Source organism: Pseudomonas sp. EA_65y_Pfl1_P113, assembly GCF_963970525.1.
Taxonomy (GTDB): domain Bacteria; phylum Pseudomonadota; class Gammaproteobacteria; order Pseudomonadales; family Pseudomonadaceae; genus Aquipseudomonas; species Aquipseudomonas tritici.
Genome location: NZ_CAXAQM010000011.1, coordinates 21,916 through 39,006 on the forward strand (window position 1 = coordinate 21,916; position 17,091 = coordinate 39,006).

General features: G+C 60.7%; 14 protein-coding genes. 2 read left to right on the forward strand and 12 right to left on the reverse strand.

The window, feature by feature from the left end; all coding sequences use genetic code 11:
* The first annotated feature begins 12 nt into the window (after positions 1-12).
* Positions 13-1,038, forward strand: coding sequence for an iron ABC transporter substrate-binding protein (locus tag AACY52_RS12600; RefSeq protein WP_339415662.1), 1,026 nt, complete (start codon positions 13-15; stop codon positions 1,036-1,038).
* On the forward strand, positions 1,038-2,603 hold the full coding sequence (locus AACY52_RS12605; RefSeq protein WP_339415661.1) for an iron ABC transporter permease: 1,566 nt from the start codon (positions 1,038-1,040) through the stop codon (positions 2,601-2,603). The genes AACY52_RS12600 and AACY52_RS12605 overlap by 1 nt, the downstream gene beginning before the upstream one ends.
* Positions 2,604-2,696: 93 nt before the next feature.
* Here the strand turns inward: AACY52_RS12605 and AACY52_RS12610 are convergent, their stop codons facing one another.
* The 12 genes from AACY52_RS12610 to AACY52_RS12665 all read right to left on the reverse strand — a co-directional run bounded on the left by AACY52_RS12610 (position 2,697) and on the right by AACY52_RS12665 (position 17,046).
* Positions 2,697-4,631 carry a methyl-accepting chemotaxis protein gene (locus AACY52_RS12610; RefSeq protein ID WP_339415660.1) on the reverse strand — a complete coding sequence of 645 codons (1,935 nt, stop codon included), beginning with the start codon at positions 4,629-4,631 and terminating at the stop codon, positions 2,697-2,699.
* A 139-nt stretch (positions 4,632-4,770) separates the two neighbouring features.
* A complete protein-coding gene (locus AACY52_RS12615) occupies positions 4,771-6,060 on the reverse strand; it encodes an adenylosuccinate synthase (RefSeq protein WP_339415659.1) in 1,290 nt (429 codons plus the stop codon).
* Between the two features lie 54 nt (positions 6,061-6,114).
* Positions 6,115-7,302 (reverse strand): ATP phosphoribosyltransferase regulatory subunit, encoded by a 1,188-nt coding sequence (locus AACY52_RS12620; protein WP_339435817.1) that lies wholly within the window; start codon positions 7,300-7,302, stop codon positions 6,115-6,117.
* 294 nt (positions 7,303-7,596) lie between these two features.
* Positions 7,597-8,463, reverse strand: coding sequence for a protease modulator HflC (gene hflC, locus AACY52_RS12625; protein ID WP_017849753.1), 867 nt, complete (start codon positions 8,461-8,463; stop codon positions 7,597-7,599).
* Entirely contained in the window at positions 8,463-9,638 is a 1,176-nt protein-coding gene (gene hflK / locus AACY52_RS12630; protein ID WP_339415654.1) for an FtsH protease activity modulator HflK, read from the reverse strand. Before hflK ends, hflC begins: the two co-directional genes overlap by 1 nt.
* 96 nt (positions 9,639-9,734) lie before the next feature.
* The gene (hflX, locus tag AACY52_RS12635) at positions 9,735-11,036 is read right to left on the reverse strand and encodes a ribosome rescue GTPase HflX (protein WP_339415652.1); all 1,302 of its coding nucleotides are present in this window, start codon (positions 11,034-11,036) and stop codon (positions 9,735-9,737) included.
* Between the two features lie 12 nt (positions 11,037-11,048).
* Positions 11,049-11,309, reverse strand: a complete 261-nt coding sequence (hfq, locus tag AACY52_RS12640) for an RNA chaperone Hfq (protein WP_049710299.1) — start codon at positions 11,307-11,309, stop codon at positions 11,049-11,051.
* Between the two features lie 94 nt (positions 11,310-11,403).
* Positions 11,404-12,375, reverse strand: a complete 972-nt coding sequence (gene miaA, locus AACY52_RS12645) for a tRNA (adenosine(37)-N6)-dimethylallyltransferase MiaA (protein ID WP_339438043.1) — start codon at positions 12,373-12,375, stop codon at positions 11,404-11,406.
* A complete protein-coding gene (gene mutL, locus AACY52_RS12650) occupies positions 12,375-14,291 on the reverse strand; it encodes a DNA mismatch repair endonuclease MutL (RefSeq protein ID WP_370468023.1) in 1,917 nt (638 codons plus the stop codon). Before mutL ends, miaA begins: the two co-directional genes overlap by 1 nt.
* Entirely contained in the window at positions 14,291-15,712 is a 1,422-nt protein-coding gene (locus tag AACY52_RS12655; RefSeq protein ID WP_339415648.1) for an N-acetylmuramoyl-L-alanine amidase, read from the reverse strand. Before AACY52_RS12655 ends, mutL begins: the two co-directional genes overlap by 1 nt.
* Before the next feature lie 15 nt (positions 15,713-15,727).
* Positions 15,728-16,198: a tRNA (adenosine(37)-N6)-threonylcarbamoyltransferase complex ATPase subunit type 1 TsaE gene (gene tsaE / locus AACY52_RS12660; protein WP_049710303.1), complete on the reverse strand. Its 471-nt coding sequence runs from the start codon at positions 16,196-16,198 to the stop codon at positions 15,728-15,730.
* Positions 16,186-17,046, reverse strand: a complete 861-nt coding sequence (locus AACY52_RS12665) for an NAD(P)H-hydrate dehydratase (RefSeq protein ID WP_339415647.1) — start codon at positions 17,044-17,046, stop codon at positions 16,186-16,188. The genes tsaE and AACY52_RS12665 overlap by 13 nt, the downstream gene beginning before the upstream one ends.
* Positions 17,047-17,091 lie beyond the last annotated feature (45 nt).

Genomic DNA, 17,091 nt, shown 5'->3' on the forward strand with positions numbered 1-17,091 from the left:
GGAACAACCCGGATGATGATCCGCGATACCCATCTCAAGACATCCCTTCTGCGTGGCCTGACCATCACTCTGCTCGGCCTGACCCTGCTCTCGCCCACCGCCTATTCCGCCGATAAGGCCTCCCTGACCCTGTACAACGGCCAGCACAAAGAAGTCGGTGATGAACTCGCCAAGGCCTTCGAAGCCAAGACCGGCATTCACGTCAACGTACGCAAAGGCAGCAGCAACCAACTGGCCAGCCAGGTCGTCGAAGAGGGTGACCGCTCCCCTGCCGACGTGATCTACACCGAAGAATCGCCACCACTGAACAAACTCGGCGAACAAGGCCTGCTGGCCAAAATCGACGCGAGCACCCTCAACGTATTGCCCAAGGATTATGTCGGCGCCAATGGCGACTGGATGGGCGTGACCGCACGCACCCGCGTCGTGGCCTTTAACCCAAAACTGATTGCTGAAAAAGACCTGCCGAAATCGGTGTTGGATTTCGCCGGCCCCGAGTGGCAAGGCAAGGTTGGCTTCGTGCCCACCAGTGGCGCATTCCAGGAGCAGGCCGTGGCGATCATCAAGTTGCACGGTCGCGAAGCCGCCGAAGAATGGCTGACCGGCCTGCGTGCCTTCGGCAAGGTGTACAGCAATAATATGGTCGCCCTCAAAGCCGTGGAGAACGGCGAAGTGGCCACGGTGCTGGTGAACAACTACTACTGGTTCGCGCTGAAGAAAGAAAAAACCAACCTGGACTCCCAGTTGCACTACTTCACCAATGGCGATGCGGGCGGCCTGATCACCGTGTCTTCGGCTGCAGCGCTGAAATCCAGCAAGCACCCCAAGGAAGCGCAGCAACTGTTGGCGTTTATGGCCAGCGAAGAAGGCCAACGCGTGATCACCAACACCTCGGCTGAGTACCCGCTGCGCAAAGGCATGGAATCCAAGCGCGGACTCAAGCCTTTCAGTGAGCTGCAACCTCCGAAAGTCACCCCTGCCGACTTGGGCAACGCCGAAGAAGCCCTGGAACTGGAACGTGACGTTGGCTTGAACTGATGAACCCATCGCTATCCGCCCCTGCCACGCGCAGGGGGTTCAGCCCAAAGCGCAAGCGCCCTTCTATCTGGCTGTTACTGCCCGTGCTGTTGCTGGTTGGCCTGAGCCTGCTGCCGCTGGCGTATGTCGGGCTGAAGGCATGGCAGGCCGGCTGGGCGGAAGCGGTGCACCTACTGTGGCGCCCGTACGTGTTCGGGCTGCTGCGCAACACCCTGGCGCTGATGGTCGGCGTGACGCTGGCATGCGGCGTGATCGGCCTGTCACTGGCCTGGCTGCTGGAGCGCAGCAACCTGCCGGGGCGACGCATATGGGGCGTGATTTTATGCCTGCCATTTGCGGTGCCGGCATTTGTCAGCAGCTTTACCTGGGTCTCGCTGAGCGCCAACTTCGAAGGGCTCGGCGGCGCGATCCTGGTGATGAGCTTGTCGAAATACCCGCTGGTGTTTTTGCCAGTGGCGGCGACGCTGCGCAACCTTGATCCCTCACTGGAAGAGTCGGCCCGCACTCTGGGGCTGAATCGCTGGAGCGTGTTCTTGCGCGTCACATTGCCTTTGCTATGGCCATCGCTGCTGGCCGGGGCACTGTTGATCGCGCTGCACATGCTGGTGGAATTCGGCGCGCTGTCGATTATCGGACTGCAGACCTTTACCACCGCGATCTACCAGCAATTCGAACTGGAATTCAGCAATGCCAACGCCGCAATGCTCTCGGCAGTGCTCCTGGTGATGTGCCTGACGCTGTTGTGGCTGGAGTTGCGCGTGCGCGGCAACGGCCGACATGTGCGCATAGGCCAAGGCGCAGCGCGGCACGCCGAGCAGGTTCGACTAGGTAAGTGGGCACCGCTGGGCCAGGCGTATTGCCTGGTACTGGCGATAATCGGCAGCGGCATACCACTGGGGATGCTCGGTTACTGGTTGGCAGTGGGCTCTTCCGCCGCATTCCCGGTGGATGAGATCAGTGAAGCGTTGTTGTCTTCGTTGGCACTTTCTCTCGGCGGTGCGGCACTGTGCTTAGTATTGGCGGTGCCAGTGGGCCTGCTAGTGGTGCGTTACAAAGGCCAACTGGCAATCTGGGCCGAGCGCCTGCCGTATCTGTTGCACGCCCTGCCCGGGCTGGTGATTGCGCTGACGCTGGTGTATTTCGCCCTGCATTACGTGCCGGCGCTGTATCAGACATCGGCACTGTTGTTGATCGCTTATGCGTTGTTGTTTTTGCCACTGGCCCAGGCGCCGATTCGCACAGCACTGAACAGGGCCGCGCCGCAGCTGGAAGAGGCCGCACGTACGCTGGGGGCGTCGTCGCTCAGTGCGTTTTGCCGAGTGACGTTGCCAATTATTTTCCCGGCATTGGGTGCAGCGTTTGCGCTGGTGTTTCTGGATGCGATGAAGGAATTGACGGCGACGTTGCTGCTGAGCCCGACCGGGTTGAATACATTGGCGACGGCGGTGTGGGCGCACACTTCGAATGTCGAGTTTGCAGCGGCGGCGCCATATGCGGCGTTGTTGATACTGGTGTCGGGGTTGCCGGTGTACCTGCTGACGACCCGGATGTATCTGAGCCGCTGAGACCGCTATCGCGGGCAAGCCCGACACCCACATTTGGAATGCATTCCAAGGCGGGAGCCAGGCCTGCTCGCGATGACGCCGGAACAGGCGACGCTAGGCCCGGAACTGTCCCAGGCTTGCCTTCAATTGCGCCGCCAACCCATCCAGCACCTTGCCACTGGCCGTCGTCTCCACCACCGCCTGCGCAGCACGCTCAGCCTGGGCATGGATCACTTCAACGCGACCACGCACCGCATGCGCGCCCTGCGCCTGATGCTCAGCCGCGCGCGTCGCCAAGCCAATCGCCGCATGGACCTGCTCCACCGAGGCCTGCACCGTCTGCTGCAAGCGCACGCTATCGCGCAGCACCAGCAAACCCTCATCAGCCTGGCGTCCGGCCTTGCCGATGGTTTCCACCGCCTCACGAGCGCCTTGCTGCAACGCCACGATATGCGCCTGGATATCACCGGTGGAGCTCTGGGTTTTACTCGCAAGCGCGCGCACCTCGTCTGCCACTACGGCAAAGCCGCGACCGGTCTCACCCGCGCGGGCCGCTTCGATCGCCGCATTGAGCGCCAGCAGGTTGGTTTGCTCGGCGATGCCGTGAATCACGGTCAGCACCACCTCGATCTGCTCGCTTTGCTGGGCCAGACGCTCAATCACTTGGGAGCCTGCCTGCACCTGGCCCGCCAGCGCCTCGATCAAACTGCCGACCTGCGCCGAAGTCCGCGAGTTCTCATCCGTGGCCTGGCGAATATCCACCACCTGCTGCAACGCCGCCTGCATCGCATGGCTTTCGGCTTGCGCTTCGTCTGCCATTTGCGACAACGCGCGCAAGCTCTCGGCCACTTCATCACGCTGCAAGCCCGCCGCCGCATCAGCACCGGCATTGCGCAAGGTCATGGCGCCGATTTCCACGCCAGTACGCTGGGCCACATCCCCCGCCTCGCGGACGATAGGCTGCAACTTATCCACAAAGCGATTGACCGCCGAGGCCATGTCGCCGATTTCATCCTTGCTGCTGATCTGCACACGCTTGGTGAGGTCGCCCTCACCCGCCGCCAGGTCATCCATGGCTGCGATCAGCAGCTTCAAGCGGTTGACGACACGGCGCCCCAACACGATGGCGATCAGCAGCAATACACCAAGACCGACCAGCGCGAGCCCCATGCCGATGCGCCAGCGCAAGGTGCCAGCAGCCTCCTGAACGGCGCTGGCGGTATTGGCCGTCATCTGGGTGGCCGTAGCTTGCGCGGATTGCAGGCGGGCGCCCATGGCGGCCGCGCTATCAGCCGACGCGCCTTTGAGGCTGTCGCCGACCAGTTGATCGCCGCTGGCAATCAGCGCCGCGAAACGCTTGTCCAGTGCCTGCAGGTCGGCTTCAACCGACACGGTCGAAACGCCCATGCGGACTTTGCCAATTTCTACCCCATTGGGGCTGATAGACGCCTCGACGTAGTACACGGAAGGGTCGTTCTTGGCAGCGTCGAGCACCTTATCCAATGCGCGATCACCCACTCCCTTGGCCAGCAGCGCCTGGTTGATCGGATTCTCGCGATTCAGGTAGCGGGTCAAATGCTCACCCGCGGCGTCGTCATAAACTACAAATAGTACGTTGGGATTGCGCTGCGCACGGCGCGCAAACTCCGACAACGTCGGCACGTCGCTGTCCCACATGGCGCGAGGCGCTACAGAGGCCAGTAGTTGCGCCATGTCATTGGCGGAGTCTTGCAGGTCTTTTTCCAGGGTCGCACGCAGCTGCTTCTGCTCTTCTTGCAGGCGGGTCGAAAGCCCTGCTGTCAGGCGCTGACGGGTGCTGGTAGACAAGCTATCCAGACTGGACGTGACTTCTTTACCAGCCTGCGCCAGTTCACCAGACAGTTTCTGGCTATCGATGCCCAGGCGATTGCCCAGATCAGCCTCCAGCGCCGTGACCGTGCTGCGTGTGAGAGCAACCGCTACCAGCACTTGCACCAAAAGAGCGATACCTAGGGTAACGAACACCGGCCGCAACAGACGGCTTTGTAACAATGAGAGAACGGCAGACATCGGGAATCCCTCGACCACGGGTGCCATTAATTTGATAGCACCGCAAAAGAGAGAACCAAAGCAAAGGTCGTGCCGCTAAGGCGACAGAAACGACAAAGGGCTCCATTAGGAGCCCTTTGCTTTTTACATCAACAGCTTATTAAGCGAACGGGTGACGCAGAACGATGGTTTCGTTGCGGTCCGGACCTGTCGAAATAATGTCGATGGGTGCTCCGATCAGCTCTTCAACACGCTTGATGTAGGCACGAGCGTTAGCTGGCAGCTCTTCCAGGGTTTTGGCACCCACGGTCGATTCGGTCCAGCCCGGCACTTCTTCGTACACAGGCTGCAGGCCCACGTAGCTGTCAGCGTCAGTCGGGGCAACGTCCTTGCCTTCTGCATCTTTATAGCCGATGCAGATATTGATGGTTTCCAAGCCGTCGAGTACGTCCAGCTTGGTCAGACAGATGCCCGAGATGCTGTTCACATCGATAGCGCGACGCAGGATAACGGCGTCGAACCAGCCACACCGACGAGCACGGCCGGTGGTTGCGCCGAACTCGTGGCCTTGTTTGGCCAGGTGCGCACCGACTTCGTCGAACAACTCAGTCGGGAATGGACCTGAGCCTACACGGGTGGTGTAAGCCTTGGTGATGCCCAGGATGTAGTCCAGGAACATAGGACCAACGCCCGAGCCAGTCGCAACGCCGCCCGCGGTGGTGTTGGAGCTGGTCACGTACGGGTAGGTACCGTGGTCGATGTCCAGCAACGAACCCTGGGCGCCTTCGAACATGATGTCCTTGCCAGCGCGACGCAGGTCGTGCAACTCAGCCGTCACGTCCAGCATCAGCGGCTTGAGCAGCTCAGCGTATTCCTTGCACTCGGCCAAGGTCTTTTCAAACTCGATGGCCGCCTCTTTGTAGTAACCCACCAGCATGAAGTTGTGGTAATCCACCAGCTCACGCAGCTTGTCTTCGAAGCGCGGCATGTTCAGCAGGTCGCCAACACGCAGGCCACGACGAGCCACCTTGTCTTCATACGCAGGGCCGATGCCGCGACCAGTAGTACCGATCTTCAGCTCGCCACGGGCCTTTTCACGGGCCTGGTCCAGCGCTACGTGGAAGGACAGGATCAGCGGGCAGGACGGGCTGATACGCAGGCGCTCGCGCACCGGCACGCCTTTCTCTTCCAGCTTGGTGATCTCGCGCAACAGGGCGTCAGGTGCAACCACCACGCCGTTGCCGATCAGGCACTGCACGCCTTCGCGCAGCACACCCGACGGGATCAGGTGCAAAACGGTTTTTTCGCCATCGATGACCAGGGTGTGGCCAGCGTTGTGGCCACCTTGGTAGCGCACTACGGCGGCAGCATGTTCGGTCAGCAGATCAACGATCTTGCCTTTGCCCTCATCACCCCATTGGGTGCCCAGGACTACGACATTCTTACCCATAACACTTGTCCTCATTCGCGCAAACTTGGTGCCGGCGATGGCCGGCAGGAAAACTCAAGAAGCCAGTGGCGATACTTGCCAAAGCCCGTTCTGCAGAATCAATTGCCGGTCGCAGTCCGCTTCACGGGCGGCGGCCAATGGCTGACCAGGCAAGGCCTGGACAACGCGCTGACCTTCACTGCGCAACTGGCAAACCCGCTGCCAGAGTGCTGCGTCCGTACTGTCGGGCATCCAGATGCCACCAGACGGCAGCTCGACCTCAGCACGCCCCAGGGTCACCAGGGTTTTCAAATCGGTGGAAAAGCCGGTGGCCGGGCGCGCACGGCCAAAATCGGCGCCGATATCGTCATAACGACCGCCTTGGGCGATGGCTTGGCCGACCCCTGGTACAAACACCGCGAACACCACACCGGTGTGGTAGTGATAGCCGCGCAACTCACCCAGGTCAAAATACAGCGGCAGCTGCGGGAACCGTGACGACAACTGCTCGGCAATCGCCAGCACATCGTCCAGCGCAGCCAGTACCGGTGCCGGCGCATTGGCCAGGCGCTCACGCGCAGCCACCAGCACTTCACGGCCGCCGCACAGGTTCACCAGCGCACGCAGCATGTCGGCCAGATCGGCAGGCACGCCAGCGGTCAGGGCAATCACTTCATCGATGGCCTTGCGTTGCAGGGCATCGAACAACTGTTGTTCCACTTCACCGGACAAACCGGCTGCGCGGGCCAGGCCACGGTAGATACCCACGTGGCCCAAGTCCATGTGGACATCAGGTACGTCAGCCAATTGCAGCATGGCCAGCATCAAGCTGATCACCTCAACGTCGCTGCTCGGGCTGGCATCGCCGTACAGTTCGGCACCCAATTGGATCGGGCTGCGCGAAGACGACAGTGCACGCGGTTGCGCATGCAGCACGCTGCCGGCATAGCAGAGGCGGCTCGGGCCTTCGCGACGCAGGGTGTGTGCATCGATGCGCGCCACTTGCGGCGTGATATCGGCACGAAAGCCCATTTGCCGGCCCGATTGCGGGTCGATGACTTTGAAGGTGCGCAGATCCAGGTCCTGGCCCGCGCCGGTCAGCAGGGATTCCAGGTACTCGATATGGGGGGTCACGACAAACTCGTAACCCCAGCTCTGGAACAGATCCAACACCTGGCGACGCGCTACTTCAATGCGCGCAGCCTCCGGTGGCAGTACTTCTTCGATGCCATCTGGCAGCAGCCAGCGGTCTACCGTTGCCATTACGCCATTCCCCTATGATCCGGGCGGCCAGCCCTCGGCCGAGCCTTGAGTAGAGCAGAAAATACCCGCCCCTTGCATAAACCACGCGCAAGAACGACGTGACGAACGACCTATCACCGGCCTCGTCGGGCACTTTCCTCGAAAAACCTGTAACGCCTGCCGAATCAAACATGCAGACGCAAAAAAGCCGGGAATTTCCCGGCTGCCGCATCATACACCCGTTTTCTGAAAGGATCACCCCGCCAGGCGTTTTAGCCGCCCGACGGGAGTGACACCTACAGAATCACAGGCTGGTTACTTGGACTTTTCCAGGTAGCGGAAGAAGTCGCTGCTTGGGTCCAGCACCATGACGTCGGTTTTGTTCGCGAAGCTTTCACGGTAGGCACGCAGGCTACGGTAGAACGCGTAGAACTCCTGGTCCTGGCCGTAGGCCTTGGCGTAGATCGAAGCAGCTTGGGCATCACCATCACCACGGGCCTCTTCAGACTCGCGATAGGCTTCGGCCAACAGTACACGGCGCTGACGATCGGCATCCGCACGGATACCTTCCGCCAACTCGTTACCCTTGGCGCGGTGCTCACGGGCTTCACGCTCACGCTCGGTGCTCATACGCTCGAACACGCTGCGATTCACTTCCTTCGGCAGGTCGATAGCCTTGACCCGAACATCAACCACCTCGATGCCCAGCTCTTTTTCCGCCATCGTGTTCAGCGATCGCGTGATGTCAGCCATCAGCGCATCACGCTCACCGGATACCACCTCGTGCAGGGTGCGCTTACCAAACTGGTCACGCAGGCCCGACTCCAGACGGCGCGACAAACGCTCGTCAGCAATCTGCTTGAGGCCGGAGGTCGCAGTGTAGAAGCGCTCGGCATCCTTGACGCGCCACTTGGCGTAGGCGTCAACCATCACGGCTTTCTTTTCCAGGGTCAGGAAGCGCTGTGTCGGTGCATCCAGGGTCATCAGGCGGGCGTCAAACTTACGCACCTGGTTGACGTAGGGAACTTTCACATGCAAGCCCGGCTGGACATCCGCCTGGACCACGCGACCGAATTGCAGCAGCACCGCACGCTCGGTCTGAGCCACGATGTAGAAGCAGTTCCAGGCAGCGATGACCACGACGACGCCCACAATCAGGGCGGTCAGCGATTTATTGCTCATCAACGACTCTCCCTGGTACGTGTTTGCTGTTGCGACAAGTCAGCGGCCGCACGGGCGCTCGCTTCGTTGGCAGCGGCATTGGAACCGGTGGACGGTGCGCCGGTGCTGCTACGACCACCTTCGATCATCTTGTCCAGCGGCAGGTAGAGCAGGTTGTTCTGCCCGCCTTTGCTGCCAGTCACGAGAACCTTGCTGGTGTTGCTGAAGACTTCCTGCATGGTATCCAGGTACAGACGCTCACGCGTAACTTCCGGCGCCTTGCGGTACTCGGCGACCAATTTGGTAAAGCGATCCGCCTCACCCTTGGCACGGGAGACCACTTCGTCGCGGTAACCATTGGCATCCTCAAGGATACGCTGGGCCTGACCACGGGCTTCCGGCACGACGCCGTTGGCGTAGGTTTCAGCCTGGTTGCGCGAACGCTGCTCGTCTTCACGGGCACGGATCACATCATCAAAGGCTTCCTGCACTTCGCGCGGCGCGGCCGCGTTCTGTACGTTGACCTGGGTGACGGTAATACCGGTGCGATAGGTATCGAGGAACCGTTGCAGGCGCTCCTTGATTTCGCTGGCCATCAACTCACGACCTTCGGTCAGCACCTGGTCCATGGCGGTAGAACCCACCACGTGGCGCAGGGCGCTTTCAGTTGCGTGTTGCAGGCTGATTTCCGGCTGGTCAACGTTCAGCACGTAGTCCTGCAGGTTGCTGATCTTGTACTGCACGGTCAGCGGCACTTCGACGATGTTCTCGTCTTCGGTCAGCATCTGGCCCTGCTTGGTGTAGGCACGCTCACGCGTGACATTCTCCATGTACTTCTTATCGATCGGCGGGAAGTAGATGTTCAGGCCCGGGCCGACGGTTTCGTAGTACTTGCCGAAGCGCAGCACCACGGCTTGCTCCTGCTCGTCCACCACGTAAACGGCGCTGTACAGCCATACGGCCGCCAGCACGACAAGACCCAGGCCAAGCAGGCCATAGCCACCGCCCTTGCTTGTGCGACCGCCGTCGTCACCACCACGTTTTTTCCCACCACCGAACAACCCATTCAGGCTTTCCTGCAGCTTTCGGAAGGCCTCGTCGAGATCTGGTGGCCCTTTGCGGTCGCCATTATTGCGGCGTTTACCACCCCAAGGATCCTGATTATTCGAGTTGCCACCCGGCTCATTCCAAGCCATAGCGCTCTCCATCTGATAAAGCAAAGACGCACCCACGGCGCGCCGACCAATGCTACAGAATGCCTGCCACCGCGGCACAACCGCTTTGGGAGGCTTTTATTGCAAAGTGTGTTGTTCGATGAACTCTGCCGGTATAACGCCTTCACGGCTGACCAGCCGATTCAGCTCCGAGCGCGGCAATCGAACGGCCAGCAAGCTGACCCCCTCTTCGTCGTGTTCTTCTTTCTGTACCGCGCCCAATTCGAAAAACTGTGCACGCAGTCGAGCAAAACGCTGCGGCAAGCGCAAGGTGCCAACGAACAAATCGCCGCCGAGCAATTCGGCAATGGCTTGTTCAAGCAACTCAAGACCACTGCCATCACGCGCCGATAGCCAGACCCGCTGGGGCTTGCCGTTCTCGTCGCGCTGGATTTGTGGCTCAACCCCTTCAAGCAAATCGAGTTTGTTATAGACCTCGAGGATCGGCAAGTCCTGGGCACCAATCTCGCCCAGCACCAGCATCACCTGTTCAATCTGCAACATGCGATCCGGTTCAGCCGCATCAATCACATGCAACAGCAGGTCGGAATTGCTCGACTCTTCGAGCGTAGACCGAAATGCCTCGACCAGCTTGTGCGGCAGGTGACGAATGAAACCCACGGTATCGGCCAGGACAATCGGCCCCAGGTCGTCCAGATCCAGACGGCGCAAGGTCGGGTCGAGGGTCGCGAACAGTTGGTCGGCCGCGTACACGTCCGATTTCGTCACGTTATTGAAGAGTGTGGATTTGCCGGCGTTGGTATAACCCACCAGGGACACGGTAGGGATATCCGCACGGGAACGGCCACGTCGCGATTGCTCGCGCTGGCTGCGCACCTTCTCGAGGCGACCCTTGATCTGGCGCAGGCGAACCCGCAGCAGACGTCGGTCGGTTTCGAGCTGGGTCTCACCCGGGCCACGCATGCCGATACCGCCACCTTGGCGCTCAAGGTGAGTCCAGCCGCGAACCAGCCGGGTACTCATGTGGTCAAGCTGGGCCAATTCAACCTGGAGCTTGCCTTCATGGGTACGGGCGCGCTGAGCGAAAATATCCAGAATCAGACCGGTACGGTCGATCACGCGACACTCGAAAACACGTTCGAGGTTACGTTCCTGACTGGGCGTGAGGACGTGATTGAAGATCACCAGATCAGCTTCTTCAGCGTGGACCAAGTCGCGAAGCTCCTCGACCTTGCCGCTGCCGATCAGGTATTTGGCGGTTGGCCGATGACGCGGCACGTTAAAAAACGCAACGGTCTCGGCGCCGGCCGAATTTGCCAACTCCTGAAACTCCTGCGGATCTTCGCGCGCCTCAGGGTCCTGTCCATCCAAGTGAACGAGGATTACTCGCTCACCACCACCGTGGCGCTCAAAGAACAAAGGAGACTCCTATCAGGCGTTACCTGGCTCAGCGTCAACTGCATCTTCACCTGCTGCGCTAGGCAGACGGATTGGACGAACAGGGACGACTGTCGAGATAGCGTGCTTGTAGACCATCTGGCTGACGGTGTTTTTCAGCAGGATCACGAACTGGTCAAACGACTCGATCGTGCCTTGAAGCTTGATACCGTTGACCAGATAGATGGAAACACCCACTTTCTCTTTACGTAAAGTATTCAAGTAAGGGTCTTGTAGCGAATGCCCTTTTGACATGTGCCGCACTCCTTTAAGGATCAATAATAAAAAATCGGAAAATAGATAACTTATGGCCGTCACACCCCCAAGGATAGACGGCTATTGCAAGGACTCAGCTCAATATGGAGACCGTTCCCAAGTATTTCAAGGCGCGTGACAGATTGTCGCTGTCCAGGCTGTCCAGCCAGTGCAAGTCGCTCCAGCTGCGCAACCAGGTGAACTGGCGTTTCGCCAATTGGCGCGTGGCAATGATGCCGCGCTCCTGCATTTCGGCTGACGTCAGCTTGCCATCCAGATGATCCCAGACTTGGCGATAGCCCACAGCACGTATCGAAGGCAACCCTGGATGCAGGTCACCTCTGGAACGCAGTGCTACGACCTCGTCGACAAACCCCTGTTCCAACATAATTGTGAATCTTTGTGCAATTCGATCATGCAGCACCTGGCGATTTGCCGGAGCGATGGCAAGATTCGCCACAGTATAGGGTAATTGTGGCTGTCCAGATGCGCCTGCGTCAGCACTTTGCGCACTTTGTTTCAGCCGATGTTCAGTCATGGTCTGGCCGCTGACACGCCAGACTTCCAAGGCACGCGTGAGGCGCTGGGGGTCATTGGGGTGGATGCGTGCAGCAGATACCGGGTCCACGACCGCCAACTGGTCGTGCAGGGCTTGCCAGCCAAGGCGTACAGCCTCTTCCTCAAGCTCGGCGCGCACCAGGGCGTCGGCGGGCGGCATGTCCGCCAGGCCTTCCTGCAAAGCCTTGTAATAGAGCATCGTGCCACCGACCAGCAGCGGAATATTGCCGCGTGCGGTGATTTCGGCCATGGCCGCCAGGGCGTCGGTACGGAAATCCGCCGCCGAGTAGCTCTCGCAGGGATCAATGATATCGATCAAACGATGCGGATACTCAGCCAACAGCGCTTTGGAAGGCTTCGCGGTGCCAATGTCCATGTCCCGGTAAACCAGGGCAGAGTCGACACTGATCAGCTCGCACGGCAGCACCTTGGTCAGCTCGATGGCCAGGTCGGTCTTGCCGGCGGCCGTTGGGCCCATCAGGAAGATCGCGGGGGGCGAGGCACTCATCAACGGCCGCGCAAGAACAGTTTGTCCAGATCGTCCAGGCCCATCTGGGTCCAGGTCGGTCGGCCATGGTTGCATTGACCGCTGCGCTCGGTGTTCTCCATATCGCGCAGCAGGCCGTTCATTTCCGGCAGGGCCAGGCGGCGGTTCGCGCGGATGGCGCCGTGGCAGGCCATGGTGCCGAGCAGTTCGTTGATGTGCGCCTGGATGCGGTCGCTGGTGCCGTATTCCATCAGGTCTGCCAGTACGTCGGCGACCAAACGGTTAGCCTCGGCCTGCTTGAGTAACGCGGGAATCTGGCGGATGGCCAGGGTTTCCGGCCCCAGTCGTTGCAATTCAAAGCCCAGCTTCTGGAACACAGCATGGTGCTCTTCGGCACAATCTGCCTCACGCTGGCTGACCGCAAGGGATTCCGGCACCAGCAACGGCTGGCCGCTGAGGCCTTCGCTGGCCATGGCAATCTTCAGGCGCTCGTACATGATCCGCTCGTGGGCGGCATGCATGTCCACCAGCACCAGGCCGTGGGCGTTTTCCGAAAGAATGTAGATGCCCTTGAGCTGCGCCAATGCATAACCCAGCGGCGGAATATCACCGCCACCCTCCGGCAAGGCCACAGCAGCGCCAGGCTCGGCCCCGGGCAGCGGCGCGAAAAACTCGCGATATGCCGCCTGGGCCTCGGCCACTGGCACTGCCGACTGCGGGCGTGGCGTGTATTGGTACTGGTAACCCGCACCCGAGCCAGAACCCGGCGTGGTGTACGACGGCTGCGGCTGTGGCGATTGCAGCAGGTTTGCCGCCAGGCTCATTTCGCCCTGAGGGCCGAACTCACCCGCTTCCGGGCCGCTCGGGCGGACCATCGCCGTCACAATCGGTGCCGACAGTTGATCATCCGGACGCACGTCACCCAAGGTGCGGTGCAAGGTGCCGTAGAGGAAGTCATGCACCATGCGCCCATCACGGAAGCGCACTTCGTGTTTGGTCGGGTGCACATTGACGTCCACCACCGATGGGTCGACTTCGAAGAACAGCACGAACGTCGGGTGCCGCCCATTGAACAACACGTCGCGGTAAGCCTGACGCACCGCGTGGGCCACCAGCTTGTCGCGCACAGCGCGGCCGTTCACAAAGAAGTACTGCAAGTCCGCCTGACTGCGGGAGAAGGTCGGCAAACCGACCCAGCCCCACAGCCGCAGGCCATTACGCTCGATTTCAATCGGCAGAGCCTGCTCCAGGAAACCCGCGCCACAAATCGCCGACACCCGGCGCGCGCGCGCGGCGTCATCATGGGCTTCATGCAGGCTGAGGATGGTCTTACCGTTGTGGCGCAGGTGGAAAGCCACGTCGAAACGGGCCAGGGCCAGACGCTTGATGACTTCTTGCAGGTGATCGAATTCGGTTTTTTCGGCCTTGAGGAATTTGCGCCGCGCCGGGGTATTGAAGAACAGGTCGCGCACCTCTACCGATGTACCGACCGGATGGGCTGCCGGCTGAACCCGAGGCGCCATGTCGCGGCCTTCGGTTTCCACCTGCCAGGCTTGGTCGGCGTCACGGGTGCGCGAAGTCAGGGTCAGGCGCGCTACGGAGCTGATCGAGGCCAGAGCCTCACCGCGAAAGCCTAGGCTCATCACGCGCTCAAGGTCTTCCAGGTCGCGAATCTTGCTGGTGGCGTGACGGGCCAGGGCCAGCGGCAGGTCATCGGAGGAGATGCCGCTGCCATCGTCACGTACGCGCAGCAGCTTGACGCCGCCCTGCTCCACATCGACATCAATGCGCTTGGCACCGGAGTCGATACTGTTTTCCAGCAGCTCCTTGATCACCGACGCCGGGCGCTCAACAACCTCGCCCGCAGCAATCTGGTTAGCAAGGCGCGGGCTCAGCAGCTCAATGCGCGAGCCGCTGTTCAGGGTGGACTCACTCATTACTGCGCCGCCAATTCAGTGCCAGGGATGGTCAACACCTGGCCGACTTTCAACTCATCCGTCTTCAGTTTGTTAGCACTGCGCAAGGTAGCGGCCGACACTTGAAAACGCACCGCCAGCATGGCCAGAGTATCGCCCGGCTGCACGCGATGGTCACGCGGGCCTTGGGCGATTTTCCCCGAGTCACGCAGCCAGGCGATGTAAGTGCCCGGCGGTGGGTTCTGCTGGAAGAACTGGCGAATACCGGCGCTGATGGAGCGCGACAGGGCCTGCTGGTGGCTGGCGCTGGCCAGCTTAGAGGCTTCCTTGGCATTGGAGATGAACCCGGTTTCTACCAGGATCGACGGGATGTCCGGCGACTTCAACACCATAAACCCTGCTTGCTCCACACGATGCTTGTGCAGCGAAGTGACTCGACCGATATTGCTCAAGACCTTCTGGCCGACGTTCAAGCTGGAGGTCAGCGAAGCCGTCATCGACAGGTCGAGCAGCACCCCCGCGAGCATTTTGTCCTTGTCATCGAGGGACACGTTGCCGGCGCCGCCGATCAAGTCGGAACGGTTTTCACTGTCGGCCAACCAACGCGCGGTCTCGGACGTAGCGCCGCGATCCGACAGGGCAAACACCGAAGCACCGAATGCAGCGGTCGAGGGCGCGGCGTCGGCGTGAATCGACACAAACAGGTCGGCGCCTTTCTTACGGGCGATTTCAGTTCGGCCGCGCAACGGAATGAAGTAGTCACCGGTACGGGTCAGCTCGGCGCGGTAGCCTTTCATGCCATTGACCTGGCGCTGCAGCTCACGGGCGATGGCCAATACCACGTCTTTCTCGTGCTGGCCGCGCGAACCGGAAGCACCTGGGTCTTCACCGCCGTGGCCGGCGTCGATCACTACAATAATGTCGCGCTTGCCTGCCGGGGCCGGTGGCGGCGGTGGCAGCTTGACCTGGGGTTGCGACGGGCTCACCGGGACTGCCGGTACCGTTGCCACGCTTGGCGTTGGGGCCGGCGGCGGCGCGGCATCGGCGGCGTTGTCGAACAGGTCGACCACCAGCCGGTTGCCATATTGGGCGTTTGGCGTCAGCGAGAAGCTTTTCGGCGTTACAACCTTTTTCAGGTCGATCACCACGCGCAGGTCAGTGGGCGTGCGCTGGGCCGAGCGTATAGAGGTAATCGGGGTGTTGGCAGTGGATACCTTCAACGGCGCGGCCAGGGTCGCGCCGTTGATGTCGATCACCAGGCGATCAGGAGACGTGAGAGTAAAGACGCTGTGCTGGACCGGGCCAGACAGGTCGAACACCAGCCGCGTGTTATCCGGCGCTCGCCACAGGCGAACACTCTTCACCTGTGAAGCAGCCAGAGCATTGACAGTCATTGCCGCAAGCAACACCCCCACGACAGCAACCAACGCGCGAAAGCGCATACCTAACCCCACCAATTATTTGAATTCCAATGCCAAAGCGGCGCACCACGACTGGCCGCGCGCGCTCTGGGGCAACAACTTCAACTGACGTCCGTGCTCATGCGGCGTAATGGTAATGGTCAGGTCCGGCTTTGGCAAAAAGCCTGTGCCTTTATCTGGCCACTCAATGAGGCACAACGCATCTTCATCGAAGTAATCACGGATGCCCATGTACTCCAGCTCTTCGGGGTCTACCAGGCGATAGAGGTCGAAGTGGAAGGCGCGTACTGCACCGATCTCATAGGGCTCGACCAGGGTGAATGTCGGACTCTTCACCGCCCCCGCATGACCCAAACCGCGAATAATCCCCCGGGACAACGTGGTCTTGCCCGCCCCCAAGTCACCTTCAAGGAAGATCAGCCCGGCCCCGGCCGTGACCTGGGCGATGCGCTGACCGAAGGCAACCATGGCGTCTTCATCGGCCAGGAAAAGAATTACTTCAGGCACGGCGACTGTTCCTCCAACAATTGACGAATGGCGGGTATCAGATCGCTCGCAGCCAGCCCTCGTCCAAAAGTACCCTGACGGTCCCCCGCCGTGGCGTGCAACCACACGGCCAGGCAGCTTGCTTCATAGGCGTGAATGCCCTGGGCCAGCAGTGCGCCCACCAGGCCGGCCAACACATCGCCGAGCCCTGCCGTTGCCATCGCCGGGTGGCCTTGGTCACATCGCGAAACACGTCCGTCTGGGCTGGCAATCAAACTGCCAGCACCCTTGAGGATAGTCACTGCGTTGAATGTCTGGCTCAACGCGCGCGCCACCTTAAGGCGATCGGCCTGAACCTCGGCTGTCGAAATGCCCAACAAGCGCGCGGCCTCCCCTGGATGCGGGGTGATCACACAGTTGGCCGGCAGAGCCACGGTGCCGGTGGCGAGTTGATTCAAGGCGTCGGCGTCCCAGACCTGCGCCTGTTTAGCGTTTGCGGCAGCAGAAAGCAGGCTTTTGCCCCAGGAGGCGTCTCCGAGCCCTGGCCCGATCACGATGACCGAGATCTTTTCCAGCAAGCCCATTAATTGATTAGCCGAGCTGACCCCCACGGTCATGACTTCCGGCAAACGCGCCAACGCAGCAGGCACATGCTCCAGGCGCGTTGCCAGGGACACCATGCCGGCGCCACTGCGCAAGGCACTTTCGGCGCTCAACAGCGCAGCGCCGCCAAAGCCGCGGTCACCGCCAATGACCAGCAGGTGACCGAACTGACCTTTATGGGCGTCCGGGGAGCGCGCAGCCAGTTGCGGCAAATGGCCGGGCAACAGGGTCTGTACGTCGGTTATTGCGTGTTTTGTCTGCGGCATGCGTCTTCAAGCTCCGATGTCTGGCAGAATTATACCTATCTAACC

What these genes read in the sequence shown, in the direction of transcription:
- AACY52_RS12600 (WP_339415662.1), top strand. Translation starts at nt 13, where the DNA reads ATGATGATCCGCGATACCCATCTCAAGACATCCCTTCTGCGTGGCCTG.
- AACY52_RS12605 (WP_339415661.1), top strand. Translation starts at nt 1,038, where the DNA reads ATGAACCCATCGCTATCCGCCCCTGCCACGCGCAGGGGGTTCAGCCCA.
- AACY52_RS12610 (WP_339415660.1), bottom strand. Translation starts at nt 4,631, where the DNA reads ATGTCTGCCGTTCTCTCATTGTTACAAAGCCGTCTGTTGCGGCCGGTG.
- AACY52_RS12615 (WP_339415659.1), bottom strand. Translation starts at nt 6,060, where the DNA reads ATGGGTAAGAATGTCGTAGTCCTGGGCACCCAATGGGGTGATGAGGGC.
- AACY52_RS12620 (WP_339435817.1), bottom strand. Translation starts at nt 7,302, where the DNA reads ATGGCAACGGTAGACCGCTGGCTGCTGCCAGATGGCATCGAAGAAGTA.
- hflC (WP_017849753.1), bottom strand. Translation starts at nt 8,463, where the DNA reads ATGAGCAATAAATCGCTGACCGCCCTGATTGTGGGCGTCGTCGTGGTC.
- hflK (WP_339415654.1), bottom strand. Translation starts at nt 9,638, where the DNA reads ATGGCTTGGAATGAGCCGGGTGGCAACTCGAATAATCAGGATCCTTGG.
- hfq (WP_049710299.1), bottom strand. Translation starts at nt 11,309, where the DNA reads ATGTCAAAAGGGCATTCGCTACAAGACCCTTACTTGAATACTTTACGT.
- miaA (WP_339438043.1), bottom strand. Translation starts at nt 12,375, where the DNA reads ATGAGTGCCTCGCCCCCCGCGATCTTCCTGATGGGCCCAACGGCCGCC.
- mutL (WP_370468023.1), bottom strand. Translation starts at nt 14,291, where the DNA reads ATGAGTGAGTCCACCCTGAACAGCGGCTCGCGCATTGAGCTGCTGAGC.
- AACY52_RS12655 (WP_339415648.1), bottom strand. Translation starts at nt 15,712, where the DNA reads ATGCGCTTTCGCGCGTTGGTTGCTGTCGTGGGGGTGTTGCTTGCGGCA.
- AACY52_RS12665 (WP_339415647.1), bottom strand. Translation starts at nt 17,046, where the DNA reads ATGCCGCAGACAAAACACGCAATAACCGACGTACAGACCCTGTTGCCC.